This window comes from Streptomyces sp. YIM 130001, from assembly GCF_003574445.1.
In the GTDB taxonomy this organism is placed as follows: Bacteria; Actinomycetota; Actinomycetes; order Streptomycetales; family Streptomycetaceae; genus Streptomyces.
In genome coordinates, this window is record NZ_KZ984553.1 from 263,264 (window position 1) to 288,660 (window position 25,397).

A 25,397-nucleotide genomic window follows, 5' to 3' on the forward strand; every position below is an offset into this window, starting at 1 on the left:
GTTTTACACGCCCGGGTATACACCCCTCACCGGATCCGCGGACGGAGCAGCCCCATGACGACGGAGACCCCCGCACCCGCTCACCCGGGACTGGCCCGCAGGTCTCCACGACCGACCAGGATCGGGCTCGTCGCAGGCGGCCTCGGCGCCTACTGGCCCCAGTTCCCCGGCCTGTTGGAGCAACTGCAGGCATCGTCCCGCGAGGTCGCCGACCGCCTGTCCGGCATGGGATGCGAAGTGGTCGACGTCGGTTTCGTGTCCGACCCCCAGCAGTCCGCCGCAGCCGCAGCGAAGTTGCGGGCAGCCGACTGCGACCTGATCGTCACCTATCTGACGACCTATCTGACCGCCTCCATGGTTCTGCCGATCGCACAGCGCAGCGACGCTCCGGTCCTGCTCATCGATCTGCAGCCGACCGCGTCCATGGAGCACGCCACGTTCGGCACCGGCGACTGGCTCGCCTACTGCGGCCAGTGTCCGCTGCCGGAGATCGCGAACGTCTTCCGCCGCGCGCGGATCCCCTTCCGCTCGGTGTCGGGCCACCTGCACGACGCGAACGCCTGGGCGCGCATCACCCGTTGGATCCGGGCCGCCGACGTGCGCGCCGCGATGCGGCACGGTCGGCACGGCCTGATGGGCCACCTCTACCCCGGCATGCTCGACGTCTCCACCGATCTCACCCTGGTCTCCACCCAGTTGGGCTCGCACGTCGAAGTTCTCGAAATCGACGACCTGCGCGTCCGCGTGACGGAGGTCGGCGAGCGGCAGGTGAACGACCGGGTGGCCGAGGCCCGCGAGGTGTTCACTCTCGATCCGTCCGTCGTGGAGGACGACCTGCGCTGGGGAGCCAAGGTGTCGGTCGGCCTGGACCGTCTGATCGACGACTTCGCTCTCGACTCTCTCGCCTACTACCACCGGGGGCTCGACGGCGAGGTGCACGAACGCCTGGGCGCGGGCATGATCCTCGGTGCCTCGCTGCTCACCGCCCGCGGGGTTCCCGTGGCCGGTGAGTACGAACTGCGCACCAGCCTGGCCATGTTGATGGCCGACAGGCTCGGTGCTGGAGGCTCCTTCACCGAACTTCAGGCACTGAACTTCGACGACAACGTGGTCGAGATGGGCCACGACGGCCCGGCCCACCTCGCCATCAGCAGTGCCGACCCGCTACTGCGCGGCCTCGGCGTGTACCACGGCAAGCGGGGCTGGGGCGTGAGCGTGGAGTTCGACGTGCGGCACGGCCCGGTGACCGCCTTCGGCCTCGGGCAGGAGGCGGACGGCAGCTACACGGTGATCGCCTCGGAGGGGGAAGTCGTCCCCGGCCCGCTGCTGCGCATCGGAAACACCACGTCCCGGGTGGATTTCGGCTGCGATCCCGGCGAGTGGACCGACGCGTGGAGCGCCTCGGGCATCGGCCACCACTGGACCCTGTGTGTCGGCCACCGTGCCAGGGAACTCCGGGCCGTGGCCGACCTCTTGGAGCTGCCGTTCGTCCACGTCACCGCCTGAGGCCCCTGCTGTACGACGACGGAATGTCGCGACCGCGCCCCGCCTCAAGCTCCTCCCGTACGAACGCGAATGTACGGGCACACGCCGGGTGGCACCCTCACCGCGCCCCGTACACCGCCCCCGGCTCCTCGGCCGCGGCGAGCAGTTCGCGCGTCGTTTCGCCCGCCTCCGAAGGGGTCCAGCGGGTGCCCTTGTCCACGCCGGGGCCGGGGCGCCAGCCCTCCATGACGGTGATGCGTCCGGCCTCGGCCTCGAAGACGCGGCCGGTGACGCCGTCGGATGCGGCGGAGCCGAGCCAGACGACGAGGGGGGAGACGTTCTCCGGGGCCATGGCGTCGAATCCGTCGCCGGGCGCGGTCATGGCCCCGGCGAACGTCTGCTCCGTCATACGGGTCCGCGCGGCCGGCGCGATGGCGTTGACCTGGACCCCGTAGCGCCCCATCTCCGCGGCCGAGACCAGGGTCAGGCCGAGGATGCCGGCCTTGGCCGCCGAGTAGTTGCCCTGTCCGACGCTGCCGAGCAGGCCCGCTCCGGAGCTGGTGTTGACCACCCGTGCCGCGTGCTTGCGGCCCGCCTTCGCCTCGGTGCGCCAGTGCGCGGCGGCGTGCTTCAACGGCAGGAAGTGGCCCTTGAGATGGACGCGGACGACGGCGTCCCAGTCGTCCTCGTCGAGGTTGACGAGCATGCGGTCGCGCAGAAATCCGGCGTTGTTGACCAGGGTGTCGAGTCGGCCGAAGGCTTCGAGGGCCGTGGCGATCAGGTCGGCCGCGCCGGCGGTGGTGGCGATGTCGCCGCCGTGCGCCACGGCCTCGCCGCCCGCCGCCCGGATCTCCTCCACCACGGGGGCGGCCGGGCCGTCGGTTCCCGCGCTGCCGTCGAGGCCGACGCCGAGATCGTTGACGACCACCTTGGCGCCCTCCGCCGCGAAGGCCAGGGCGTGAGCACGGCCGAGCCCGCGTCCGGCTCCGGTGACGATCACAACTCGCCCTGCACACAGGCCGGTTGATCCGGCCGTCGCGGTCGATCCGGTCATGAGGCGGTCCTTTCGGTGATTGGCCCTCGATGGTGGGTTCTCGGTGCGGGTCCTCGGTGGCGGGCAGGATGGATCGGGAGCCGTCCGGCGGGTGGCACGCGGGGTCCCGGCTCGCTGGGTTCGCTGCTACCTTCCTACCTAACAAATGTTTGGTGGAAAGGTAGCTGATTTGCTCATGGGTGTCTCCACCTCCGTCCCGGACGACGGCATCACGCTCGTCACGATGGACTTCCCACCGGTCAACGCCCTTCCCGTACAAGCCTGGTACGACCTGGCCGAGGTGCTGCGCACGGCGGGCGCCGACCCGAAGGTGCGGTGCGTGGTACTCGCCGCCGAGGGGCGCGGATTCAATGCGGGCGTCGACATCAAGGAGCTGCAGCGCGACAGCGGCCATCAGGCGCTGATCGGCGCCAACCGCGGCTGCTCCGAGGCGTTCGCGGCGGTCTACGAGTGCGAGGTACCGGTCGTGGCCGCGGTGCACGGCTTCTGCCTCGGTGGCGGTATCGGCCTGGCCGGCAACGCGGACGCGATCGTCGCCTCCGACGACGCCACCTTCGGACTGCCGGAGCTGGACCGCGGAGCACTCGGCGCCGCCACCCACCTCGCCCGCCTGGTGCCGCAGCACCTGATGCGCACCCTGTACTACACCTCGCGCACCGCCACCGCGGCCGACCTGCACCGGCACGGGTCGGTGTGGGAGGTGGTTCCGCGGGTCCAACTGCTGGACACGGCAGTCGAGTTGGCCCGGGAGATCGCGTCGAAGGACGGCACCCTGATCCGGCTCGCCAAGGCCGCCATCAACGGCATCGACCCCGTGGACGTACGCCGCAGCTACCGCTTCGAGCAGGGCTTCACCTTCGAGGCCAATCTCAGCGGCATCGCCGACCGGGTCCGTGACACCTTCGGCGCCGACGAGGCGAGGTCCGGCGACGGCCACGCGCCCCGCGGCGGACAGACACCCGACAAGGGCCACACGAACAAGGAGCCGCAGACGTGACCCAGGACCGGACCACCAAGATCATGACCCCGGACGACGTCGTCGGCCGGATAGAGAGCGGGATGACGGTCGGCATCGGCGGCTGGGGTTCGCGCCGCAAGCCGATGGCGCTGGTGAGAGCGCTGCTGAGGTCCGACGTGACCGACCTGACCGTGGTGTCGTACGGCGGCCCGGACATCGGACTGCTCGCGGCCGCGGGGAAGCTGCGCAAGGTGGTCGCGCCCTTCGCGACCCTCGACTCCGTACCGCTGGAGCCGCACTTCACCGCGGCCCGGCAGCGCGGTGCCTTCGAACTCGTCGAGCTGGACGAGGCGATGTTCATGTGGGGCCTCACGGCCGGGGCGCAGCGACTGCCGTTCATGCCGGTCAGAGCGGGGCTCGGATCCGACGTGATGAAGGTCAACCCCTGGCTGCGGACGGTCAGTTCGCCGTACGAGGACGGCGAGGAGCTGGTGGCGGCGAAGGCGCTGCGGCTCGATGCGGCGCTCGTTCACCTCAATCGCGCCGACCCGTACGGCAACGGCCAGTACCTGGGTCCGGATCCGTACTTCGACGATCTGTTCTGCGAGGCCGCGGACCATGCGTACGTGTGCTGCGAGCAGATCGTCGACACGGCTGATCTGCTCAAGGAGCACGGGCCGCAGACGCTGCTCGTCAAGCGGATCTTCGTGGACGGTGTGGTGCAGACGCCGAACGGCGCGCACTTCACCTCCTGCGTCCCGGACCACGACCGTGACGAGGCCTTCCAGCGCGCCTACGTGGCCGCCGCGCGCGATCCGGAGGCGTGGCCGGCCTTCGCGGCACGGTTCCTGGCCGGGGACGAAGCCGCCTATCAGGCCGCCGTCGCGGCCTTCCACCAGGAGCAGTCCGTGACGAAGGGGCGACACGCATGAGCGCCGAGGGGATCACCACGTCCGCGGTGCGGACGGCGCCGCCCGCGACTCGTGCCGAGTACTGCGTGGTGGCCTGCGCGGAGTCCTGGCGGGCCGCGGGCCAGGTGCTCGCCAGTCCGATGGGGACGGTGCCGACGATCGGGGCCCGTCTGGCACGGCTGACGTTCGCACCGGACCTGCTGCTCACCGATGGCGAGGCGCTGCTGATGGGTGAGGTGGCGGAGGTCGGGGCGGCGCCCGGAATCGTGGAGGGCTGGCTGCCGTTCCGTCAGCATCTGGCGCTGACCGCGACCGGACGGCGGCACGTGATGATGGGCGCGAGCCAGCTGGACCGGCACGGCAACCAGAACATCTCCTGCATCGGCCCCTGGGAACGGCCCACCCGACAGCTGCTCGGGGTACGCGGAGCCCCGGTCAACACCCTGAACAACCCGACCAGTTACTGGGTTCCGAAGCATTCGCCCAGGGTGTTCGTGGAGCGCGTCGACATGGTCAGTGGTGTCGGCCACGACCGCGCCGCGGCGGCCGGGCCGTCCGCGACGCGCTACCACCGCATCCCCGAAGTCATCAGCAATCTGGGCGTGTTCGACTTCGAGACGCCCGACCGCACGATGCGCCTGAGGTCTCTGCACCCGGGGGTGACCGTCCAACAGGTCACCGAGGCAACGGGTTTCACCCTCACCGTGCCGGACCAGGTGCCGTACACGCGGGAGCCCACGGACGCCGAACTCCGCCTGATCCGGGAGGTCGTCGACCCGAAGGGCCTGCGGGACCGCGAGGTGCCCGCGTGAGCGGGCGGCCCGCCACCATCGCGACCGCGCTCACCGAACTGACCGGTGTGCGCTACCCGATCGTGCAGACCGGGATGGGCTGGGTGGCCGGTCCCCGCCTCGTGTCCGCCTCGGCGAACGCCGGCGCGCTCGGCATCCTCGCGTCCGCCACCATGACCGTCGAGCAGCTGCGTACGGCGGTACGGGAGGTCAAGTCCCGTACCGACGCGCCGTTCGGGGTGAATCTCCGGGCGGACGCCGGGGACGCCGGCGACCGGGTGGACGTCATCGTCGAGCAGGGTGTGCGGGTGGCGTCGTTCGCACTGGCCCCTTCGCAGGAGCTGATCGGGCGGCTGAAGGACGCCGGAGTGGTGGTCATCCCGTCCATCGGGGCCCGGCGGCACGCGGAGAAGGTCGCCGCGTGGGGCGCGGATGCGGTGGTGGTGCAGGGCGGGGAGGGTGGCGGGCACACCGGGGATGTCGCCACCACCGTGCTGTTGCCGCAGGTGGTGGACGCCGTGGACATTCCGGTGGTGGCGGCCGGCGGGTTCCACGACGGGCGCGGCCTGGTCGCCGCGCTCGCCTACGGGGCCGCGGGGATCGCCATGGGCACGCGGTTCCTGCTCACCTCGGACAGTACGGTGCCGGCCGCGGTCAAGGAGAAGTACCTGGCTGCGGCGGTGCAGGACGTCACCGTGACCACCGAGGTGGACGGGATGCGGCACCGGATGCTGCGGACCGAGCTGGTCGACGCCCTGGAGCGGTCCGGCCGTACGACCGCGCTCCTGCGGGCGGTCCGGCATGCGGCGGCGTTCAGGAAGGAGTCCGGCGCCACCTGGGCGGGCCTGGTCCGTGACGGGCTCGCCATGAAGCACGGCAAGAACCTGAGTTGGAGCCAGGTACTGCTCGCCGCGAACACCCCGGTGATGCTCAAGGCGTCCATGGTGGAGGGCCGCACGGACCGCGGCGTGATGGCGTCCGGGCAGGTGGCGGGCCTGATCGACGATCTGCCGTCCTGTGCGGAGCTGGTGGACCGGGTGATGGCCGACGCGCACGCCACACTCGAGTCACTGCCTCAATGAGTGCGCGCAGCACGGGAGTTGGGAGGGGGCGGCCGGGTTCCGGCCGCCCCCGACTCCGTTCGCCACTCACAGTCGTTCGATGATCGTCACGTTCGCCTGGCCGCCGCCCTCGCACATGGTCTGCAGACCGAACCGGCCGCCGGTGCGCTCCAGTTCGTGCAGCAGTGTGGTCATCAGGCGGGCTCCGGTGGCGCCGAGCGGGTGACCGAGGGCGATCGCACCACCGTTGACGTTGACCCGCTCCGGGTCGGCGCCGGTCTCCTTGAGCCAGGCCAGGACGACCGGCGCGAAGGCCTCGTTGATCTCCACCAGGTCGATGGCGTCGAGCGACATCGCGGCCTTCTTCAGGGCGTGAGCGGTGGCCGGGATCGGCGCGGAGAGCATGCGGATCGGGTCCTCGCCGCGGGCGGACAGGTGGTGGATGCGGGCGCGGGGGGTGAGGCCGTGTTCGCGTACGGCACGCTCGGAGGCGATCAGCAGGGCCGCGGCGCCGTCGGAGACCTGCGAGGAGCAGGCCGCGGTGATGCTGCCGCCGGGGACCACCGGGTTCAGGCCGGCCATCTTCTCCACAGAGGTGTCGCGGCGCGGCCCTTCGTCGGCCGTGACCTCGCCGTACGGGGCGATCTCGCGGTCGAAGCGTCCCTCGTCGACCGCAGCGAGTGCCCGCCGGTGCGAGCGCAGGGCGAACTCCTCCTGGTCACTGCGGGAGATGCCCCACTTCTCGGCGATCAGCTCGGCGCCGTGGAACTGGTTGACCGGCTGGTCCCCGTAGCGGGCCCGCCATCCCGCGGAGCCGGCGAAGGGGCCTTCGGTCAGTCCGAGCGGCTCGGCGGCCTGCCGGGAGGCGAAGGCGATCGGGATCATCGTCATGTTCTGCGTACCACCCGCGACCACCAGATCCTGGGTGCCGGAGAGCACCCCCTGGGCCGCGAAGTGCACGGCCTGCTGCGACGATCCGCACTGCCGGTCCACGGTCGTGCCCGGCACCTCCTCCGGCAGTCCGGCGGCCAGCCAAGCGGTGCGGGCGATGTCCCCAGCCTGCGGTCCGACGGTGTCCAGGCAGCCGAAGACGACGTCCTCCACGGCGGCCGGGTCCACGCCCGTCCGCTCGACCAGGGCGGCGAGCACATGGGCGCCCAGGTCGGCGGGATGCACGCCGCCGAGCCCACCCTTGCGGCGGCCGACGGGCGTACGGACGGCATCGACGATGTAGGCCTCGGTCATGAGTGCTCCTTGAGGGTGTCGGGACGGTGCGGGGAGTCGGTGAGCGATGTCGGTGGGAGGTTGCCGCGCCGGGACTTCACTGCGGTACGGCGATGCCTTCGAGCACCACCGACAGGTACTGCCGGGCGATCTCGTCGGGGCTGTGCCGTCCACCGGGCCGGTACCAGGAGGCGGCCACCCAGACCGTGTCGCGCACGAAGCGGTAGGTGAGCCGGATGTCGAGGTCGGCGCGGAACTCGCCCTCGGCGACGCCTCGTCGGAGGGTGTCGAGCAGGGCCCCCTCGAACCTGACCCGGCTGTCGGCGAGATAGCGGAAGCGCGGCTGCGCCGCCAACTGCCGGGACTCCTTCTGGTAGATCGCGACGGCCGCCCGGTGCCGGTCGATCTCCCGGAACGACTCGGTGACCAGCGCCTCGATGGTCTCCCGGGGACCGAGCCGCGCCGCGAGCACGCGCTCGTACCCGGCGCGCAGCTCGTCGAGGAAGCCGGAGAGGATCTCGTCGAGCATCGCCTCCTTGGAGTCGAAGTGGTAGTAGAGACTGCCCGCGAGCATCCCGGCCGCATCCGCGATCCGGCGCACGGTCGTCGCGTTGTAGCCCTCGGCGGCGAACACCTCGGCCGCCGCCGACAGCAGTTCGCCGTGCCGCTCCATCGACGGACTCATCGTCGGCCCGGTGCCTCAGGCCCGCCTGCTGCTGACGGAGACGGTCTCGCCCGTCATGTACGAGGAGTACCCGCTGGCGAGGAAGACCACGACGTTGGCGACCTCCCAGGGTTCGGCGTACCGCCCGAAGGCCTCGCGTTCGGTGAGTTCGGCGAGGAGTTCGGGGGTGGTGACCTTCACCAGATGCGGGTGCATGGCGAGGCTGGGGGCGACCGCGTTGACCCGTACGCCGAAGTCCGCGGCCTCCAGGGCCGAACAGCGGGTCAGGGCCATCACTCCGGCCTTGGCGGCGGCGTAGTGGGCCTGGCCGCGCTGGGCGCGCCAGCCGATCACCGAGGCGTTGTTGACGACGACTCCGCCGGAGCCTTGGTCCTTGAGGCGGCGCAGGGCTGCCCGGGTGCAGCGGAAGGTTCCGCCGAGGGTCACGTCCATGACGTCGTCCCACTGCGTGTCGGTCATGTCGACGAGGTCCGAAGTGCCGCCGAGCCCCGCGTTGTTGAAGACGATGTCGAGGCTGCCGTGCCGTTCGGCGGCCAGCGCGAGGAGGGCCTGGACCTGGTCCTCGTCGGTGACGTCGCAGGGCAGGCCGGCAACTCGTTCGGGCCCGAACTCCTCGGCGAGTTCCGCGACGCTCTCCTTCAGGCGCCGGGCGTGCGCGTCGCCGAGAACAACGCTTGCGCCCTCCTCCAGGAACCGGCGTGCGGTCGCACCGCCGATGCCGGCGCCCGCGGCCGCGGTCACGACGGCGCTCCGGCCGTCGAGCAGGGCGTGCCCCGGCACTCGGGGCGGCGGCTTGCTGGTCACGGGCGGGCCTCCTTGGGCAGGCCGAGGACGCGCTCGGCGATGATGGTGCGCTGGATCTCGTTCGATCCGGCGTAGATGGTGTCGGAGCGGGAGAAGAGATAGAGCCGCTGCCAGTCGTCGAGGTCGTACGGTTCGCCGGCGGCGAGCATGCCGTCGGCGCCACACACGTCCATGGCGAGTTCGCCGAGTTCGCGGTGCCAGGTCGCCCAGAAGATCTTGCCGATCGAGGCCTCCGGGCCGGGTGCACCGGCCGCGACGCCGTCGAGCATGCGCAGGGCGTTGCAGCGGATGGTCTCCAGGCCGGTCCAGGCGCGGGCGAGACGGTCGCGGATCAGCGGGTCGCGGGCCGCGCCGTTGCTCCGGGCGAGTGCGACGATCGCCTCCAACTCCTGCCTGAATCCCACCTGTTGACCGAGTGTGGAGACACCTCGTTCGAAGCCGAGGGTGGCCATGGCGACCTTCCAGCCGTCGCCGGGCGCGCCCACGATGTTGCCGGCGCCGGTGCGGGCCCCGTCGAAGAAGACCTCGTTGAACTCGGAGGTCCCGGTCAGCTGGGTGATCGGCCGGATCTCCACTCCCGGCTGGTCGAGCGGCACGAGCAGGTACGAGAGGCCGTGGTGGCGCCGGGAGCCCTGGTCGGTGCGGGCCACCACGAAGCACCAGTCGGACTCGTGGGCGAGCGAGGTCCAGATCTTCTGGCCAGTCACCAGCCAGTCACCGCCGGCCGACCCTTGCCCCTCCCGCTCCGCCCGCGTGCGGATGTTCGCCAGGTCGGAGCCGGCGTCGGGTTCGCTGTAGCCCTGGCACCAGAGTTCGTCGACGGCGACGATCCGGGGCAGGAAACGGGCTCGCTGCTCAGGCGTCCCGAAGGCCACCAGCGTCGGCCCGAGGAGTTGCTCCCCGATGTGGTTCACCCGGGCCGGCGCCCGGGCGAGCGCGTACTCCTCGTGGAAGGCGACCTGCTGCTCCAGGGTCGCTCCCCGGCCGCCGAACTCCTCCGGCCAGCCCACGCAGGTCCAGCCCTCGGCCGCCATGTGCCGTTCCCACGCGCGGCGTTCGGCGAACGCCTCGTGCTCCCTGCCCGGCCCCCCGCGGCCCCGCAGGTCCGCGAACTCGCCGGTGAGATGACCGGCGAGCCAGCCACGGATCTCGGCGCGGAACTCCTCGACGCTGCTCATGCCGGTACGTTAATCTACCAAACACTTGTTAGGGAAGGAGCGGCGAATGCCCACTGCCCACGACGACACGGCGCACCGCGTCCGGCGGCACCCGGCCGTGACGCCCACCAGGATTCGATCGGACCACGCCCTTTCCGGTACGCCTGCGGTGACTTGCCTCGGTGGCCGCGCATTCCGCGGCGGGGCCGTCGGTGGCACGGAGCCGCGCGCACGGAAGCGGGCGGGAGCCTGATGGACCTCGACTTCACCGCGGCCGACGACGCCTTCCGCACCGAGGTGCGCGAGTGGCTGGCCGCCCACGTACCGACCGCGCCCCTGCCGTCCCTGGAGACCGCGGAAGGGTTCGCCGCCCACCGCGAGTGGGAGCGCACCCTGGCGGCGGGCCGCTGGTCGGTGGTCTCCTGGCCGGAGCAGTACGGGGGACGCGACCGCTCTCTCCTGCACTGGCTGATCTTCGAGGAGGAGTACTACGCGGCCGGCGCGCCCGCCCGGGTCAGCCAGAACGGCATCAACCTGCTCGCCCCCACGCTGCTCGAGCACGGCACCGCGGACCAGTGCGCCCGCATCCTGCCCGCGATGGCGAGCGGCGAGGTCATCTGGGCGCAGGCCTGGTCGGAGCCGGAATCCGGTTCGGATCTGGCCTCGCTGCGCTCCAAAGCCGTACGCGTGGACGGTGGTTGGCGCCTGAGCGGGCAGAAGACGTGGTCGTCGCGGGCCGCCTTCGCGGACCGGGCGTTCGGCCTGTTCCGCAGCGATCCGGAGGCCGGCCGGCCGCACCGGGGGCTGACGTATCTGATGTTCCCGCTGGCCGCCGAGGGCGTGACCGTGCGGCCGATCGGGCGTCTGGACGGGAAGCCGGCCTTCGCGGAGCTCTTCCTGGACGAGGTGTTCGTGCCCGACGAGGACGTGATCGGTGAGCCCGGACAGGGCTGGCGGGTCGCGATGAGCACCGCGGGCAACGAACGCGGGCTCACCCTGCGCAGCCCCGGCCGCTTCACCGCCGCCGCGGACCGGCTGGTGGACTTGTGGCGCGACCGCGCGGAGCCGGGCGACACGGCGCTGCGCGACCGCGTCGCCGACGCGGTGATCGGGGCGCGGGCCTATCAGTTGTTCGCGTACGCGGGGGTCTCGCGTCTCGCCGCCGAGGACGGTATCGAGGACGGTCCGGCCGCCGGCGCCGCCTCCAGCCTGAACAAGATCTTCTGGTCCGAGCTGGACATCGCCCTGCACGAGACCGCCCTCGACCTGCTCGGCCCGCTCGGCGAACTCGCCGACCACGCACCGAAAGCCCCGTCCGGCGGTGCCTGGGCCGAGGGCTACACCTTCTCCCTCGCCGGGCCGATCTACGCCGGGACGAACGAGATCCAGCGCGACATCGTCGCCGAGCGGCTGCTCGGCCTGCCGAAGGGACGCCGGTGATGCGGTTCCTGCTCGACGCCGAGACGCGGGAGTTCGCCCGGTCCCTGGACGGCATGCTCGGCTCCACGGACACTCCGGGCGCGGTACGGGCCTGGGCCGGGGGCGAGCACGAGCCCGGGCGGGCACTGTGGGCGCGGCTCGCGGAGGCCGGGGTGTTCGCACTCGCCGTGCCGGAACGGTACGGGGGTCTCGGCCCGTTGCCGGTCGAACTGGCCGTGGCGTTCACGGAGCTGGGCCGACATGCGGTGCCCGGCCCGGCGGTCGAGACGGTCGCCGCGGCGGCGCTGCTGGCGCGGCTCGACGCCGGTGGAGCGCCGACGACCGATGGGCCGGCGGACGGACTGCTGCCGGACATCGCATCCGGGAAGAGGGCCGTCTCGCTGAGCATCACCGCCCCCCACGGCTCCGCTCCGGCGGGAGGGGCGGGGGCGTACGCCCTCGACGCGGATGCCGCCGATGCGGTGCTCGTGGCCGACGGGGACACGCTGCGCCTCTCGCGAAGCTGCGGACCCGTGCAGCACTCCTTCGATCCGGCGCGGCGACTGTCTGAACCGGGCCCGGGAGGAACGGTGTTGGCCCGAGGCCCCGCCGTGACCGCGGCCGCGACCCATGCCGCCGATGTCGCCGCCCTGATGACGGCCGCCCAATCCTTGGGCGTAGGAAAGGCGTTGCTCTCCGCGACGGTCGAATACGCAAAGCAGCGAAGCCAGTTCGGGGTGCCGATCGGTTCGTTCCAGGCGGTCAAGCACCGGCTCGCGGACACCCTGCTCGACCTCGAGTTCGCCACTCCCGTGGTACACGCGGCGGCCCTCGCGCTCGGCCGGTCGGATCCTGCGGCGGGCCGGGAGATCGCGGCGGCCAAGGTGACGGCCGGGGAGGCCGCGTACCGGGCGTCACACACCGCGCTGCATCTGCACGGGGCACTCGGCTACACCGACGAACTCGACCTCTCGCTGTGGATCCGCAAGGCGCGGCCGTTGCGCGACGCCTGGGGAACGCCGGCCGCCTGCCGGGCGCGAATCCTGTCCGGAGTGTCCGCCGGATGGCGGGAGGAACCGTGAGAGCGACGCCGGAGCAGGACGAACTGCGCGCAGCTGTACGGAAGTTGCTCGAGCGTACGGAAGGCGGGGCGGCCTGGGGGCCGTTGACCGGACAGATCGGCGTGGCAGGCCTCGCCGTGCCCGAGGAGTACGGCGGCGCCGGGGGCGGCGCGCGGGACGTGTACGTGGTGATGGAGGAGCTGGGGCGGGCGCTGAGCCCGGTGCCGTTCCTCGGATCGTCGGTCCTGGCGGCAGGCGCGCTGCTCACCTCCGGCGACCGGGGCGCCTGCGGTCGGCTGCTGCCGGCGCTCGCGGATGGCCGGTCGGTGGGGACGCTCGCCTGGGCCGAGCAGGGGTCCTGGGAGCCGGAGGCGATACGTGCCGAGGCGGTGCGGAAGGCGCGTGGCGGGTGGCGGATCTCCGGGGTGAAGGATCATGTGCTGGACGGAGGCGGGGAGTCGGGCACACAGCTGCTCCTGGTGGCGGCTCGCTCGGAGGGCGGGGTCACGCTTTTCGAGGTACCGGTGGGCGGCGCCGGAGTGCAGCGTGAGGCTCTGGTGACGATGGATCAGACTCGTTGCCAGGCACGGTGGTTGTTCGCCGATGCCGAGGCCCGGCCGGTCGGGGCGGACGGTGACGGGGAGCGCGTACTGCGGCACGTGCGGGACCTGTCCTGTGCGGCACTTGCCGCCGAGCAGACCGGCGCGGCCGGCCGGTGCCTTGAGTTGACGGTCCAACACGTGCTGCAGCGCGTGCAGTTCGGGCGGCCGATCGGCTCGTTCCAGGCGGTGAAACACCGTCTGGCCGATGCCTACGTCCTGGTGGAGTCGGCCCGTTCGGCAGCGCTCGGCGCGGCGCGGGCGGCGGACGAGGACCCGGCCGCGCTGCCCCGTCTCGCCGCGGTCGCGGCCTCGGTGTGCGCAGAGGCGTACGCGGTCGTCGCCGGCGAGATGATCCAGCTGCACGGAGGCATCGGCATCACGTGGGAGCACGACGCACACCGCTACTTCAAAAGGGCCCACGGGGCGGGGCAGTTGTTCGGCAGCGCAGCCGTGCATCGCGCTCGACTCGCCGCGGACATCGGGCTGCCGCTGCAGGGCACGGATGCGGTGGGCGAGGTGGGCGACGTGGACACCGCCGATGCGGCCGTATGACGCCTGTGCCGGGACGGCCTCGGCGCCGCCCCACAGCACCTCGAGCGGCATCACAGCACTCCGAGTGACACCTCGCCTCACCTCACCCGAAAGGCGCACTCTCGCCATGGACATCGGCAACCCGCTGGACCTCTCGGGGCGCGTCGCCCTCGTCACCGGCGGCACCAAGGGCATCGGCGCTGCCATCGCCGACGCCTTCCTCACGGCCGGCGCGGAAGTGGTCGTGTGCGGGCGCACGGAGCCGGAGCAACTGCCCGCCGCAGGCGGCCGACAGGCCGTGTTCCGGGCCTGCGACGTGCGCGACGCGGCGCAGGCCGGGGAGCTCGTGGGCTTCGCCGTACAACGATTCGGGCGGCTGGACACCCTGGTGAACAACGCCGGCGGTTCACCGGACGCCGCTGCGGCGACGGCCTCGCCGCGCTTCGTGGAGAAGATCGTCGCGCTCAACCTGCTCGGCCCGTTCTACGTGGCACAGGCGGCGAACAAGGCCATGCGGGAGCAGGAGGAGGGAGGCTCGGTGATCAACATCGGCAGCGTCTCGGGGCACGACCCGCAGCCGGGCACCGCCGCCTATACGGCCGCGAAGGCCGGACTCCTCGCGCTGACCCGCGCGTTGGCCCAGGAGTGGGCGCCGAAGGTTCGGGTCAACCACATCACCGCCGGTCTCATCCGCACCGAGAGCGCGGCATCCGTCTACGGCTCGGCCGACGGCGCCGCGGTCACCCAGGTCATCCCGATGGAGCGGATGGGGGTGCCCGAAGACGTGGCCCGCGCCTGCCTGTACCTGGCCGGAGACCTGTCCCGCTACGTCAACGGTGCGGATCTCGCGGTCCACGGCGGCGGCGAGTTCCCGGCCCGTTTCCTGGCCACGCGAGCGGACCGCACGAGCGCCGGGTGAGTCCCGGTGCACGGGAGGGGCGGGCGCGAAGTCCGGCCGGGAACCGGCTCACGGGTTCGCTCCCCCGTGGGGTAGCGTCACCGCGCTGCGTACGGCGAGGCGGACAGGGGACCACACGGTGAAGACGCGGACCAGTGGACCGAAGGCCTACCGGCGGGCCGTCATCACCATGACGCTGTCCGGGGCGGCGTTGCTGATCGCGGCTCTCGTCACGGGCGGCCACACGGTCGCCGGCCTGACGTCGTCGGAGCGCGCCGAGGGCACGGTCGTGGCGCTCGAACTGGACCGCGGCGCCGAGCCCGTGACGTACCCGGTGATCGAATTCGCCGCGGCGGACGGCACCCGGCACACGTTCCGCGACTCGGTGGGCTCCCAGCCCCCCGCGTACGACAAGGGCGAGCAGGTCGAGGTGCTCTACGACGCCGACTCCCCCGGCGACGCGGAGATCAACAGCTTCGTCTCGCTGTGGCTGTTGCCGCTCATCTTCGCCGGAGCCGGCCTGCTGCTCGTCACCCTGGGGACGGTGATGGCCGTGACGGCGCGGAAGCGGGCTCTCGGCTCGGAATGAGACCGTCGCCCGCGGGCGAACGCGGGAAACACCGTCGGCCTCGTCCCGGCCGGACGACTGCGTCCACGGGCGCCGCGCAGGCGACGGCCCAGCGATCCGGTCGGGACGCGCGACCGCGGACGCGCGACCGCGGACGCACGTCCCGCTCACCGGAGTCCCGTCCCCGCCGCGCACACGCCCTGCCCGTACGCCCCGTCGGGTCAGTGCGCCGCACTCTCCTCCGACGCTTCTTCGAGCCAGGCCGTGAGCAGGGCACCCGGAGGGTTGAGGCGACGCGCGAACTCGGCGTCCGTCTCGTCCGGAGGCATCGTCGTCACCAGCAGCAGCGTCTGCTCGCGTTCGCGTCCGGTGCCGAACACGCCCTCCTCGACGAGGGTGTGGAGTGCGGCCTCCATCGATGCGAGGCGCAGCTCGTACTCGGCCTCTTCGTCCTCCGGCTGCATGTCGAACAGATCCCCACGCGCGGCATAGACCGCGTCCAGCGGGGCGAGGTACTCGTCACCGCAGATCGCGAACGGGCTGTCGGGCAGGTCCCACCGCTGTGGACCATCGAGGGTCACGCTCAGGTAGGGCCGGAGTGCTTCGCCGGTGGTCACGAGGGCGTATACGCAGAAAGGTCCGGCATGCTCGGCACGCAACCGCCCGATCGCCTTCCGAGCGGCTCCGGCGATCGCCTCGGTGAGTACCGGGTCCGCGCCGCCGCCCCCGCCGCCCCCACGTGCTTCGACCGCGTCACCCATACCGCACCACGCTCCTCCCGCCACCCACCGTCACGAACGTCGCACCGAATCCCGGCCGGCCCGTCTCCCCGCGGGGCCTACCGAGATCGGAGTGCGTCACTGTACGGCGGCGCCGAGGCAGCCTTCACCCCCTCCGCTCTATGGTCGGACCATAGTCCAGTTATGACATAGTCGTAGTCCGATGCGGCGAGCGGTCCGGGGAGGTGCCGAAGGTGGCGGAATGGCGTCCCGTCCGACAGTCGCGGACACACGAACTCGTCCTCGAGAGCATCGAGGAACAAGTACTCGCAGGGCACCTCAAGGCCGGTGACCGGCTGCCGCCGGAACGCGAACTGGCCCCCGCACTCGGCGTGAGCCGTTCCGCCCTGCGCGAGGCCCTGCGGGTGATGGAGACGATCGGCGTCCTGGTGGCGAACGCCGGACGCGGCCCCGACGCCGGCGCCCGCATCGTGCAGAACCCCGACGGCGCTCTCGGCCGCCTCCTCCGGCTGCACGTGGCACTCGGCAGCTACAGCCTGCGGGACGTCATGGAGGCCCGGGTGGTCCTGGAGCGCTCCAGTTTCGAGACCGCCGCGCGCTCCGCGTCCGAGGAGGAGCTCGCCGAGGCGGCGGCCGTCGTCGAGCGCATGCAGGATCCGGCGATCTCGGTCGCCGAGTTCAACGACCTGGACACCCGCTTCCACGTCCACATCGCCCGCAGCTCGGGCAACGAGCTGACTTCCACGCTGACTTCGGCGGTCCGCGAGTCCGTACGGTCGCTGATCCTGGAGGCCGAGGAGGCCGCCGGTGATCGGTGGCCCGAGACGGCCCGCGGCCTCAACGCCGAGCACACGGAGCTGATGCGACTCGTCCGGGCCGGCGACGGAGCCCGCGCCGCCGACCTCGTGGAGCAGCACATCCGTGGTTTCCACGGCACCCTCGTCGTGGACGACACCGCGACCGGCCACCGGCGGCAGGCGGACGCGGGCACGCTGCCCGCCTGAACGGACCGGGCACCCGCCCGCGCGGCACCTTCCGGCAGCCACCGCGAGCGCAACAGCCCGGCACAGCGACGAGAGGCGGACCCCGCTCATGCCACGCAAAGTCGCCGCGACCCCCTCCCCGACCGGCTGGCGCCGCCGTCTCGCCCGTGCGCCGATCCACCTGTATCACTGGCGTCTCGGAGCACTTCTGGGCCACCGCGTCCTGCTGCTCACCCACACCGGCCGCACGAGCGGGCGCCCCCGCGAGGTCTGCCTCGAAGTCGCCGGGCGCGACCCGAGCACCGGCGCGTACCTGCTCGCCTCCGGTCTCGGCCCCACCTCGCAGTGGTACCGCAATGTGGTGGCCACGCCGGACGTCACCATCCAGATCGGCCGGCACCGGGCGACCGCGGTCGCCCGCGCCATGACACCCCGGGAGTCCGGTCGCGCCATGGCCGCATACGCGACCCGCAGTCCGCGCGGGGCACGCGCACTGATGCGCGTGTGCGGCATCGAGACGGACGGTTCGCCCGAGGACTACTTCCTGATCGGCCGCGACCACATCCCGTTCGTCGAGGTCGTCCCGACGGCGGGCGCATAGCCTGAAGCCGTGCGCGGACGTGCGCTTCCCCAGGACTTGACCCTCACACGATGTGAGACGGGAGCTTGAGCGAGTCATGTTCTCCATCGGAGATTTCGCCACGATGGGCCGGGTCTCGATCCGGATGCTGCGGCATTACGACGCGATCGGCCTGCTGCGGCCGGCCCGTACCGACGAGTCGAACGGCTATCGGTACTACGAGGCCGACCAGCTGCGCCGGCTCAATCGGCTGGTGGCCCTGAAAGACCTCGGCTTCACGCTCGCCGAGGTGACTCGGATCATCGACGCCGACGTCGACACCGCGGAACTGCGGCAACTGCTGCGGGTACGGCAGGTGGAGGTGGCCGAGCAGATCACGGCCGACCTGGACCGGCTCGGCCGTATCGAGGCGAGGCTCCGGATGATCGAAAGGGAAGGCACCATGAGCACCCGAGCAGTCACCCTGAAGTCCGTCGCCCCGGTCCGTATCGCCTCACTGTCGGGCGTCGCGAGGAGCAACAACCACGCGGACGTGGGGCCCGTCGTCCAGTCGCTGTTCGGCCGGCTCTTCGAGGCGCTGGGCGGGGCCGGAGTGCAGCCCGTCGGTCCGGTCGTCGCCACCTACGCTCCGGAAGAGGGCGAGAAGTTGACGGTCACCGCCGCCTGCCCGATCGGCGACGACGTCACGCTCGACGGCGTCGACATCTCGGTGCTCGACGGCCACGACGAGGTCGCGGTCCACGTCCACCACGGTGCGATGCTCACCATCGGCGAGGCCTACCAGACGCTGGCGACCTGGATCGAGGACAACGGCTACCTCACCGACGGCACGGCCCGCGAGGTGTATCTCCTGGGCCACCCGGAACCCGAGCAGAACTGGCGGACCGAGCTTCAGATGCCGATCACGCGCTCGGCCCGGCCGGACACGGCGTAGGGCGAGAGAGCGGAGAGCGGACGGGGGCAGGGCGGGAAGGCGGGGAGCGAGCAGACGTAGTCGGCGACCCGCGCGGCACCCCAGAGGGCCGCCCCGGCATTCACCGCCGGGGCGGCCCTCGCCGTTCCCAGGGCCCCGTGCGCCGGGTGAGCCCGGATCCTGCGCGCACCCTTGGCAGCTCTTGGCACGACGCTAGTATGGTCGGACCGTAAATCGCCTCGGTGATGCCGGCCGGAGCAACTGGATCGTGGAGGTCCTCCCCATGCGTATCGGACTCTTCGCCACGTGCCTGGGAGACACCCTCTTCCCCGACGCGGTCAAGGCCACCGCCCTCGTACTGAGCCGGCTCGGCCACGAGCTGGTGTTCCCGCCGGAGCAGACCTGCTGCGGGCAGATGCATGTGAACACGGGGTACCAGCGTGAACCGGTGCCACTGGTGCGCAACTTCGCCGAGCAGTTCGGCGACTCCTCCATCGACGCGGTCGTGATGCCCTCCGGCTCCTGCGCCGGATCCGTACGCCACCAGCACGAGATCATCGCCGAACGGTACGGGGACAAGGCCTTGCAGGCCGGTGTCGCGACGGTCAGGGCCAAGACGTACGAGCTGTCCGAACTGCTCGTCGACGTCCTGGACACCGTGGACGTGGGCGCGTACTTCCCGCACCGCGTCACCTACCACCCCACCTGTCACTCGCTGCGGATGCTGCGGGTCGGGGACAAACCGCTGCGGCTGCTGCGGGCCGTGGACGGCATCGATCTGGTCGAGCTGCCGGAGGCGGACGCCTGCTGCGGCTTCGGCGGCACCTTCGCCGTGAAGAACGCCGACACGTCCACCGCGATGCTGGAGGACAAGATCGCCGCGGTGAAGGGAACCAAGGCCGCGGTGTGCACGGCGGGCGACTCGTCCTGCCTGATGCACATCGGCGGCGGGCTCTCCCGCATCAGGTCCGGCACCCGCACCCTGCACCTGGCCCAGATCCTCGCCGCCACCCGCATCACGCCGTACGCCCTGACGGAGGCCGCACGATGAGCAGCACCTTCCTCGGCATGCCCGCCGCCCCGCCCCGCGCACCGTACGGCGAGGGCAATCTGCGCGGTGACGAGAAGTTTCCCGCGGCCGCCCACACGGAGCTGCGCAACGAGCAGTTGCGCAGCAATCTGCACAAGGCCACCCACACCATCCGCGCCAAGCGGCTCAAGGTCACGGCCGAACTGCCGGACTGGGAGGAGCTCAGAGCGGCCGGCGCCGCGATCAAGACCGACACCATGAACCGGCTGCCCGAACTCCTCGAGCAGCTGGAGGAGAAGGTCACCGCCGCCGGCGGCACCGTGCACTGGGCGCGCGACGCGGTCGAGGCGAACGCGATCGTGACCCGGATCGTGGAGGCGACCGGCAGCGAGGAGGTCATCAAGGTCAAGTCGATGGCCACCCAGGAGATCGGGCTCAACGAGCATCTGGAAGAGCACGGCATCAAGGCCCACGAGACCGATCTCGCCGAGCTGATCGTGCAGTTGGCGCACGACAAGCCCTCGCACATCCTGGTCCCGGCGATCCACCGCAACCGCGACGAGATCCGGCAGATCTTCCTCAAGGGCATCCCCGGGGTCGACCCGGGCCTGGACTCCGTACCGGCGCACCTGGCCGCGGCGGCGCGGGCGTATCTGCGCGAGAAGTTCATGACCACCAAGGTCGCGGTGTCCGGGGCCAACTTCGGTATCGCGGAGACCGGCACGCTCTCGGTCGTCGAGTCCGAGGGCAACGGGCGGATGTGCCTGACCCTGCCCGACACTCTGATCACGGTGATGGGCATCGAGAAGGTGCTGCCCCGTTACGCGGACCTGGAGGTGTTCTTCCAGCTGCTCCCCCGCTCCTCGACCGGTGAGCGGATGAACCCGTACACCTCGCTGTGGACGGGCGTCACCGCGGGCGACGGACCCCAGGACTTCCACCTGGTGCTGCTCGACAACGGCCGCACCGCGGCACTCGCCGACTCGGTCGGCCGCGAGGCCCTCAACTGCATCCGCTGCTCGGCCTGTCTGAACGTCTGCCCCGTGTACGAGCGGGCCGGCGGGCATGCGTACGGCTCCACGTACCCCGGTCCGATCGGGGCCGTGCTCACTCCCCAACTGGCCGGTATGCACGAGGCGAAGAACGATCCCAACAGTTCGCTGCCGTACGCCTCGAGCCTCTGCGGTGCCTGCTTCGACGCCTGTCCGGTGAAGATCGACATCCCCTCGCTGCTGGTCGAACTGCGCCACCAGAACACCGAGGAGTCGGGGACGACCGCGGAGAAGCTGGCGATGAAGGCCGCCGCCTCGGTGATGTCACGCCCGAAGCTGTACACGTCCGCACAGAAGGCGGCGGGCCTCGGACGGGTCGTCGCGGGACGGGACCGGAAGATCTCGCATCTGCCGCCGCCGTTCAGCGGCTGGAGCGACAGCCGGGACACCGCGGCGCCGCCGAAGCAGACCTTCCGGTCGTGGCTGGCCTCGGACGAAGGGGTGCGGGCGCTGCGGCAGGCCGCACAGGAGGGGGCTGCGGGTGCCGCGCCAGGTAAGGCGGGTGCCTCGCCCGGGAGTTCGGGCACGCAGGCCGATGCGACCGGGCCCGCCGGCCCCGGCAGCACCGGTCCCGGCACCACCGCATCCGGCACCGCCCCCGACTCCGACTCCGACTCCGAGGAGCAGCGATGACAGCGACGACCCGTGACGGCGCGCGCGAGGCGGTGCTCGGCCGGGTCCGGGACGCCCTGACGCTCGCCCCGAAGCCCGAGTCCGTGGTGGAGCGCAGTTACCGAACCGACCGCACCCTGCCCGACGAACAGCGGCTCGAGCTGCTCGTCGACCGGCTCGTCGACTACAAGGCCCAGGTGCACCCGTGCACGGCGGACACCACGGCCGTCACCATCGCCCGGGTGCTGGCCGAGCGCGGCGTACGCACGGTCGGTGTCCCGGCCGGACTCGACCGCTCCTGGCTGGCCGACTTCGACGGCACGGTGCAGGAGGACACCCCTGACCTGCCCGCGCCTCGACTCGACGCCCTCGACGGGGTGGTGACGTCCTCGGCGGTGAGCTGCGCCGAGACCGGCACGATCTTCCTCGACGGATCGCCCGACCAAGGCCGGCGCGCACTGTCGCTGGTGCCGGATCTGCACGTCTGCGTGGTCGACCTGTCCACGGTCGAGGTCGGTGTACCGGAGGCGCTGGCCCGTCTCGTCCCCGAGCGTCCGACGACGCTCATCAGCGGTCCGTCGGCCACCTCCGACATCGAACTGGAGCGGGTGGAGGGCGTCCACGGCCCTCGCACCCTGGACGTCGTGGTCCGCACGGACGCCTGACCTGCCGGTCAACCGCCCCCGGCGCTCGCGGCCGTCTGCGCCAGGGCGTCGAGCAGGGCGCATAGTGATGCGGGCGGGGACGACGTCTCGCGCAGTGCGGCGCAGATCGACCGGACCGGCGCCGGGCCGCGGATCTCCCGTACGACGACGTCCGTGCGGTCGCCCCGCAGAGCCATGGCCGGAATCAGGGCCACCCCCAGGCCGGCTGTGACGAAGCCGAGCGCCGCGGCGTAATCACCGCTCTGCACCGCGAAGTCGGGGGTGAAGCCGGCGGCCGCGCACGCGGTGAGGACGAGGGCGAGGCACGGGTCTGCGGAGCGTTCGCCGCTGACCCATGGTTCGTCGGCGAGTTCGGCGAGGGCGATGGTCCGCCGGCCCGCCAGCCGGTGCTCAGGGGGCAGGACGAGGCGATACGGATCCTCGAGCAGCGGCACCAGACGCACACCGGCCGGTACGTACGACGGCTCCTGCGGTGCCACGACCAGCGCCAGATCGGCCCGTCCCGCCTTCACCTGCGGCAGCGGGTCGTGCGGATCGCTCACGGCGAGTTCCACGCGGATGCCCGGGTGGTCGCGGCGCATCAGGGCGAGCGTCGGCGCCATCAGCGCGGCACCGGCCGAGCCGAAGTAGCGGACGGCGACTCGGCCGGTGCGCCCCTCGCGCAGATCGGCCAGCGAGCGTTCCGCCTCGGCCGCGGTGCGGCTGAGGGTCTCGGCGTATCCCGTGAGCAGTCGTCCGGCCTCGGTCGGACGCACGCCGCGTCCCGCGCGCTCGAGGAGGGCCGTTCCGGCCTCCTTCTCCAGAGCGGCGATCTGCTGACTGATCGCGGACGGGGTGTAGCCGAGACTCGCGGCTGCGGCGGAGACCGATCCGCTGGTGACGACGGAGCGGAGGACGAGCAGGCGTCTGAGGTCCAGCATGCAGCTGACCTTAACTGTCGGTCCAGATCATTTCACTTGTCCTGTCGGGTGACCTGGCGCACGGTGAGAGCTGAGCACCCACCCGTTCCGTCCCGAAGGAGCTTTCGCATGTCCGTCGACCATCTCTCCGCGCCCGCCGTCACCCACGGCACGGCCGACCTCGCCGACGGGCTGCGGCTGCACTACGTGACGGCCGGCGAGGGCGACAGGACCGTCCTCCTGGTGCACGGCTTCCCGCAGACCTGGTGGGAGTGGCACCGCGTGATCGGCCCACTCGCCGCCGCGGGCTTTCGCGTGGTCGCACCGGACTACCGGGGAGCGGGCAACTCCTCCCGTCCCGCCTCCGGTTACGACAAGTGGACACTCGCGCGCGACCTCCACCAGCTCCTGCACGAGCACCTGGACCTGCGTGGACCGGCCGTCGTCGTCGGCCACGACATCGGCCTGATGGTCGCCTACGCCTACGCGCAGCAGTTCCGTTCCGACGTCTCCGGCCTTGTCGTGGCGGACGCCCCGCTGCCCGGCACGGAGGTGTTCGATCGACTGCGCGGCGATCCGCGGGTGTGGCACTTCGCGTTCCACGGGGCTCGGGACGTGGCGGAGATGCTCGTCGCCGGACGCGAACGCCCTTACCTGCAGGCCTTCTTCGGGGTGCGCACCGGGGACCCTTCGGCCGTCGAGGGTGCGGACTTCGAGCGGTACGTGGCGGCGTACTCGGCGCCCGGCGCGATGCGGGCGGGGTTCGAGCTGTACCGCGCCTTCGACGAGGACGCCGCGGCCAACCGTGCGGCACTCGAGCGCGAGGGCCGGCTCACGGTGCCGGTCCTCGCGGTGGGCGGGGCGCTGAGCACCTCGGGCCTGCTGGTCGAGCAGATGATGCGCGAGGTCGCCGATGACGTGACGGGGCTCGTCGTGCCGGGCGCCGGGCACTGGGTGCCCGAGGAGCGGCCCCGGGAGTTCACCGAGGCGCTGCTGGCGTTCCTCGGCGGGCGGGCAGGCCGCGCGTGATCCGCTCGCGCGCCCGTCGCATCAGGGCCCGACGGGCGCGATGACACCCGTGGACGATCAGGATTTCGAGCGGGTTAGCATATGAGCGCCGCCTAGCTCGAAAGATAAATCTGTGACTGTCAACGAGGACTCGTTCACCAACTGGAAGCACCGCGAGGAGATCGCGGAGTCGATGATCCCGATCATCGGGAAGCTGCACCGCGAGCAGGACGTCACCGTCCTCCTGCACAGCCGCTCCCTGGTGAACAAGTCGGTCGTCAGCATCCTGAAGACCCACCGGTTCGCCCGCCAGATCGCCGGCGAAGAGCTGTCGGTCACCGAGACGATGCCGTTTCTGCAGGCCCTGACCGAGCTCGATCTCGGCCCGTCCCAGATCGACATCGGCATGCTCGCCGCGCTGCACCGCAGCGACGAACGCGGCCTGTCCGTACCGGAGTTCACCGCGGAGGCGGTCGCCGGCGCCACCGGCGCGAACAAGATCGAGTGCCGCGAGGGCCGCGACGTGGTGCTCTACGGCTTCGGCCGGATCGGCCGGCTCATCGCCCGCCTGCTCGTCGAGAAGGCCGGCTCCGGCAACGGTCTGCGCCTGCGTGCCATCGTCGTACGCAGGGGCGGCGACCAGGACATCATCAAGCGCGCCTCACTGCTGCGCCGCGACTCGATCCACGGTCAGTTCCAGGGCACGATCACGGTCGACGAGGAGAACGGCCGGATCGTCGCGAACGGCAACGAGATCCAGATGATCTACGCCGACGACCCCTCGGAGGTCGACTACACGGCGTACGGCATCAAGGACGCCATCCTCATCGACAACACCGGCAAATGGCGCGACCGCGAGGGCCTGTCCCAGCACCTGCGCCCCGGTGTCGACAAGGTCGTCCTGACCGCCCCGGGCAAGGGCGACGTGCCGAACATCGTGCACGGCGTGAACCACGACATGATCAAGCCGGACGAGCAGATCATCTCCTGCGCGTCCTGCACGACCAACGCGATCGTGCCGCCGCTGAAGGCCATGGCCGACGAGTACGGCGTCGAGCGCGGCCACGTGGAGACCATCCACTCGTTCACCAACGACCAGAATCTGCTGGACAATTACCACAAGGGCGACCGCCGCGGCCGTTCCGCGCCGCTCAACATGGTCATCACCGAGACCGGTGCCGCCTCGGCCGTGGCCAAGGCGCTGCCCGACCTCAACGCGACCATCACCGGCAGCTCGATCCGCGTCCCGGTCCCGGACGTCTCGATCGCGATCCTGAGCCTGCGACTCGGCCGCGAGACCACCCGCGAGGACGTGCTCGAGCATCTCCGGGAGGTCTCGCTGACCTCACCGCTGCGGCGCCAGATCGACTTCACGACCGCACCGGACGCCGTCTCCAGCGACTTCATCGGCTCGCGCCACGCGTCGATCGTCGACGCGGGCCCGACGAGGGTCGACGGCGACAACGCGATCCTCTACCTCTGGTACGACAACGAGTTCGGCTACTCGTGCCAGGTCATCCGCGTCGTCCAGCACGTCTCGGGCGTCGAATACCCGACGTTCCCCTCGCCGGCGGTCTGACCGGCTGACTGACTGCCCGTCAACCACCGCTCGATACGGGCGAGTTCGGGACGAACGACAGTGAGTGGGTGCGTGAGGTCCGCCTCGCGCACCCACGCGCGTTCGCGGGCTGCGGTGGACGGCGAGC

The 25,397-nt window shown here is 71.4% G+C and carries 25 protein-coding genes; 18 read left to right on the forward strand and 7 right to left on the reverse strand.

Annotation, left to right across the window (positions count from 1 at the left end; genetic code table 11):
• Window positions 1-54 precede the first annotated feature (54 nt).
• A complete protein-coding gene (locus DSC45_RS13050) occupies window positions 55-1,506 on the forward strand; it encodes an L-fucose/L-arabinose isomerase family protein (protein WP_119290340.1) in 1,452 nt (483 codons plus the stop codon).
• A gap of 97 nt (window positions 1,507-1,603) precedes the next feature.
• Here the strand turns inward: DSC45_RS13050 and DSC45_RS13055 are convergent, their stop codons facing one another.
• Entirely contained in the window at window positions 1,604-2,539 is a 936-nt protein-coding gene (locus DSC45_RS13055) for an SDR family oxidoreductase (RefSeq protein WP_119290342.1), read from the reverse strand.
• Window positions 2,540-2,714: 175 nt separating this feature from the next.
• Between DSC45_RS13055 and DSC45_RS13060 the strand changes: the two genes are divergently transcribed.
• From DSC45_RS13060 to DSC45_RS13075, 4 genes are read left to right on the forward strand one after another with little or no spacing between them, the layout of a single operon-like run.
• Window positions 2,715-3,536 carry an enoyl-CoA hydratase family protein gene (locus DSC45_RS13060; RefSeq protein ID WP_119290344.1) on the forward strand — a complete coding sequence of 274 codons (822 nt, stop codon included), beginning with the start codon at window positions 2,715-2,717 and terminating at the stop codon, window positions 3,534-3,536.
• A 23-nt stretch (window positions 3,537-3,559) separates the two neighbouring features.
• A complete protein-coding gene (locus DSC45_RS13065; protein ID WP_119290593.1) occupies window positions 3,560-4,429 on the forward strand; it encodes a CoA transferase subunit A in 870 nt (289 codons plus the stop codon).
• A complete protein-coding gene (locus DSC45_RS13070; protein ID WP_119290346.1) occupies window positions 4,426-5,220 on the forward strand; it encodes a CoA-transferase subunit beta in 795 nt (264 codons plus the stop codon). Before DSC45_RS13065 ends, DSC45_RS13070 begins: the two co-directional genes overlap by 4 nt.
• A 17-nt stretch (window positions 5,221-5,237) precedes the next feature.
• Window positions 5,238-6,281, forward strand: coding sequence for an NAD(P)H-dependent flavin oxidoreductase (locus DSC45_RS13075; RefSeq protein WP_240434624.1), 1,044 nt, complete (start codon window positions 5,238-5,240; stop codon window positions 6,279-6,281).
• Window positions 6,282-6,347: 66 nt separating this feature from the next.
• On the opposite strand, the gene DSC45_RS13080 is transcribed toward DSC45_RS13075, so the two are convergent.
• The 4 genes from DSC45_RS13080 to DSC45_RS13095 all read right to left on the reverse strand — a co-directional run bounded on the left by DSC45_RS13080 (window position 6,348) and on the right by DSC45_RS13095 (window position 10,151).
• On the reverse strand, window positions 6,348-7,505 hold the full coding sequence (locus DSC45_RS13080) for an acetyl-CoA C-acetyltransferase (RefSeq protein WP_119290349.1): 1,158 nt from the start codon (window positions 7,503-7,505) through the stop codon (window positions 6,348-6,350).
• 76 nt (window positions 7,506-7,581) lie between these two features.
• Window positions 7,582-8,169 carry a TetR/AcrR family transcriptional regulator gene (locus DSC45_RS13085; protein ID WP_119290352.1) on the reverse strand — a complete coding sequence of 196 codons (588 nt, stop codon included), beginning with the start codon at window positions 8,167-8,169 and terminating at the stop codon, window positions 7,582-7,584.
• A gap of 15 nt (window positions 8,170-8,184) precedes the next feature.
• Window positions 8,185-8,973: an SDR family oxidoreductase gene (locus tag DSC45_RS13090; RefSeq protein ID WP_119290354.1), complete on the reverse strand. Its 789-nt coding sequence runs from the start codon at window positions 8,971-8,973 to the stop codon at window positions 8,185-8,187.
• The gene (locus tag DSC45_RS13095) at window positions 8,970-10,151 is read right to left on the reverse strand and encodes an acyl-CoA dehydrogenase family protein (protein WP_119290356.1); all 1,182 of its coding nucleotides are present in this window, start codon (window positions 10,149-10,151) and stop codon (window positions 8,970-8,972) included. The genes DSC45_RS13090 and DSC45_RS13095 overlap by 4 nt, the downstream gene beginning before the upstream one ends.
• A 231-nt stretch (window positions 10,152-10,382) precedes the next feature.
• Here DSC45_RS13095 and DSC45_RS13100 point away from each other — a divergent pair, with 231 nt between their 5' ends.
• From DSC45_RS13100 to DSC45_RS13120, 5 genes are all read left to right on the forward strand, one after another.
• Window positions 10,383-11,570, forward strand: coding sequence for an acyl-CoA dehydrogenase family protein (locus DSC45_RS13100; protein WP_119290358.1), 1,188 nt, complete (start codon window positions 10,383-10,385; stop codon window positions 11,568-11,570).
• On the forward strand, window positions 11,570-12,631 hold the full coding sequence (locus tag DSC45_RS13105; protein ID WP_119290360.1) for an acyl-CoA dehydrogenase family protein: 1,062 nt from the start codon (window positions 11,570-11,572) through the stop codon (window positions 12,629-12,631). The genes DSC45_RS13100 and DSC45_RS13105 overlap by 1 nt, the downstream gene beginning before the upstream one ends.
• Complete coding sequence (locus DSC45_RS13110; RefSeq protein ID WP_205571321.1) at window positions 12,628-13,764, forward strand: acyl-CoA dehydrogenase family protein; 1,137 nt, start codon at window positions 12,628-12,630, stop codon at window positions 13,762-13,764. Before DSC45_RS13105 ends, DSC45_RS13110 begins: the two co-directional genes overlap by 4 nt.
• A 106-nt stretch (window positions 13,765-13,870) precedes the next feature.
• The gene (locus DSC45_RS13115) at window positions 13,871-14,662 is read left to right on the forward strand and encodes an SDR family oxidoreductase (protein WP_119290364.1); all 792 of its coding nucleotides are present in this window, start codon (window positions 13,871-13,873) and stop codon (window positions 14,660-14,662) included.
• 118 nt (window positions 14,663-14,780) lie between these two features.
• Entirely contained in the window at window positions 14,781-15,230 is a 450-nt protein-coding gene (locus DSC45_RS13120; protein ID WP_119290365.1) for a DUF3592 domain-containing protein, read from the forward strand.
• Between the two features lie 200 nt (window positions 15,231-15,430).
• Here DSC45_RS13120 and DSC45_RS13125 read toward each other — a convergent pair whose 3' ends face one another.
• Complete coding sequence (locus DSC45_RS13125) at window positions 15,431-15,970, reverse strand: DUF4303 domain-containing protein (RefSeq protein ID WP_119290367.1); 540 nt, start codon at window positions 15,968-15,970, stop codon at window positions 15,431-15,433.
• A 203-nt stretch (window positions 15,971-16,173) separates the two neighbouring features.
• On the opposite strand from DSC45_RS13125, the gene DSC45_RS13130 reads away from it, so the two are divergent.
• From DSC45_RS13130 to DSC45_RS13155, 6 genes are all read left to right on the forward strand, one after another.
• On the forward strand, window positions 16,174-16,953 hold the full coding sequence (locus tag DSC45_RS13130) for a FadR/GntR family transcriptional regulator (protein ID WP_119290369.1): 780 nt from the start codon (window positions 16,174-16,176) through the stop codon (window positions 16,951-16,953).
• Between the two features lie 88 nt (window positions 16,954-17,041).
• Window positions 17,042-17,533, forward strand: coding sequence for a nitroreductase family deazaflavin-dependent oxidoreductase (locus DSC45_RS13135; RefSeq protein ID WP_119290370.1), 492 nt, complete (start codon window positions 17,042-17,044; stop codon window positions 17,531-17,533).
• A gap of 76 nt (window positions 17,534-17,609) precedes the next feature.
• Entirely contained in the window at window positions 17,610-18,446 is an 837-nt protein-coding gene (locus DSC45_RS13140) for a MerR family transcriptional regulator (protein WP_119290372.1), read from the forward strand.
• Between the two features lie 262 nt (window positions 18,447-18,708).
• Window positions 18,709-19,476, forward strand: a complete 768-nt coding sequence (locus DSC45_RS13145; RefSeq protein ID WP_119290374.1) for a (Fe-S)-binding protein — start codon at window positions 18,709-18,711, stop codon at window positions 19,474-19,476.
• Window positions 19,473-21,140, forward strand: coding sequence for a LutB/LldF family L-lactate oxidation iron-sulfur protein (locus DSC45_RS13150; RefSeq protein ID WP_119290376.1), 1,668 nt, complete (start codon window positions 19,473-19,475; stop codon window positions 21,138-21,140). The genes DSC45_RS13145 and DSC45_RS13150 overlap by 4 nt, the downstream gene beginning before the upstream one ends.
• Window positions 21,137-21,784, forward strand: coding sequence for a LutC/YkgG family protein (locus DSC45_RS13155; protein WP_119290378.1), 648 nt, complete (start codon window positions 21,137-21,139; stop codon window positions 21,782-21,784). Before DSC45_RS13150 ends, DSC45_RS13155 begins: the two co-directional genes overlap by 4 nt.
• A gap of 8 nt (window positions 21,785-21,792) precedes the next feature.
• Here the strand turns inward: DSC45_RS13155 and DSC45_RS13160 are convergent, their stop codons facing one another.
• Complete coding sequence (locus DSC45_RS13160) at window positions 21,793-22,704, reverse strand: LysR family transcriptional regulator (RefSeq protein WP_119290380.1); 912 nt, start codon at window positions 22,702-22,704, stop codon at window positions 21,793-21,795.
• A 108-nt stretch (window positions 22,705-22,812) separates the two neighbouring features.
• Between DSC45_RS13160 and DSC45_RS13165 the strand changes: the two genes are divergently transcribed.
• Window positions 22,813-23,712, forward strand: coding sequence for an alpha/beta fold hydrolase (locus DSC45_RS13165; RefSeq protein WP_119290382.1), 900 nt, complete (start codon window positions 22,813-22,815; stop codon window positions 23,710-23,712).
• 112 nt (window positions 23,713-23,824) lie between these two features.
• Window positions 23,825-25,270 (forward strand): glyceraldehyde-3-phosphate dehydrogenase, encoded by a 1,446-nt coding sequence (locus tag DSC45_RS13170; RefSeq protein ID WP_119290384.1) that lies wholly within the window; start codon window positions 23,825-23,827, stop codon window positions 25,268-25,270.
• Window positions 25,271-25,397: the final 127 nt, after the last annotated feature.

Excerpts from the sequence above, each read along its gene's own strand:
- DSC45_RS13050 (WP_119290340.1), top strand. The coding sequence starts at position 55 with ATGACGACGGAGACCCCCGCACCCGCTCACCCGGGACTGGCCCGCAGG.
- DSC45_RS13055 (WP_119290342.1), bottom strand. The coding sequence starts at position 2,539 with ATGACCGGATCGACCGCGACGGCCGGATCAACCGGCCTGTGTGCAGGG.
- DSC45_RS13060 (WP_119290344.1), top strand. The coding sequence starts at position 2,715 with ATGGGTGTCTCCACCTCCGTCCCGGACGACGGCATCACGCTCGTCACG.
- DSC45_RS13065 (WP_119290593.1), top strand. The coding sequence starts at position 3,560 with ATGACCCCGGACGACGTCGTCGGCCGGATAGAGAGCGGGATGACGGTC.
- DSC45_RS13070 (WP_119290346.1), top strand. The coding sequence starts at position 4,426 with ATGAGCGCCGAGGGGATCACCACGTCCGCGGTGCGGACGGCGCCGCCC.
- DSC45_RS13080 (WP_119290349.1), bottom strand. The coding sequence starts at position 7,505 with ATGACCGAGGCCTACATCGTCGATGCCGTCCGTACGCCCGTCGGCCGC.
- DSC45_RS13085 (WP_119290352.1), bottom strand. The coding sequence starts at position 8,169 with ATGAGTCCGTCGATGGAGCGGCACGGCGAACTGCTGTCGGCGGCGGCC.
- DSC45_RS13095 (WP_119290356.1), bottom strand. The coding sequence starts at position 10,151 with ATGAGCAGCGTCGAGGAGTTCCGCGCCGAGATCCGTGGCTGGCTCGCC.
- DSC45_RS13100 (WP_119290358.1), top strand. The coding sequence starts at position 10,383 with ATGGACCTCGACTTCACCGCGGCCGACGACGCCTTCCGCACCGAGGTG.
- DSC45_RS13105 (WP_119290360.1), top strand. The coding sequence starts at position 11,570 with ATGCGGTTCCTGCTCGACGCCGAGACGCGGGAGTTCGCCCGGTCCCTG.
- DSC45_RS13115 (WP_119290364.1), top strand. The coding sequence starts at position 13,871 with ATGGACATCGGCAACCCGCTGGACCTCTCGGGGCGCGTCGCCCTCGTC.
- DSC45_RS13125 (WP_119290367.1), bottom strand. The coding sequence starts at position 15,970 with ATGGGTGACGCGGTCGAAGCACGTGGGGGCGGCGGGGGCGGCGGCGCG.
- DSC45_RS13135 (WP_119290370.1), top strand. The coding sequence starts at position 17,042 with ATGCCACGCAAAGTCGCCGCGACCCCCTCCCCGACCGGCTGGCGCCGC.
- DSC45_RS13140 (WP_119290372.1), top strand. The coding sequence starts at position 17,610 with ATGTTCTCCATCGGAGATTTCGCCACGATGGGCCGGGTCTCGATCCGG.
- DSC45_RS13145 (WP_119290374.1), top strand. The coding sequence starts at position 18,709 with ATGCGTATCGGACTCTTCGCCACGTGCCTGGGAGACACCCTCTTCCCC.
- DSC45_RS13150 (WP_119290376.1), top strand. The coding sequence starts at position 19,473 with ATGAGCAGCACCTTCCTCGGCATGCCCGCCGCCCCGCCCCGCGCACCG.
- DSC45_RS13155 (WP_119290378.1), top strand. The coding sequence starts at position 21,137 with ATGACAGCGACGACCCGTGACGGCGCGCGCGAGGCGGTGCTCGGCCGG.
- DSC45_RS13160 (WP_119290380.1), bottom strand. The coding sequence starts at position 22,704 with ATGCTGGACCTCAGACGCCTGCTCGTCCTCCGCTCCGTCGTCACCAGC.
- DSC45_RS13165 (WP_119290382.1), top strand. The coding sequence starts at position 22,813 with ATGTCCGTCGACCATCTCTCCGCGCCCGCCGTCACCCACGGCACGGCC.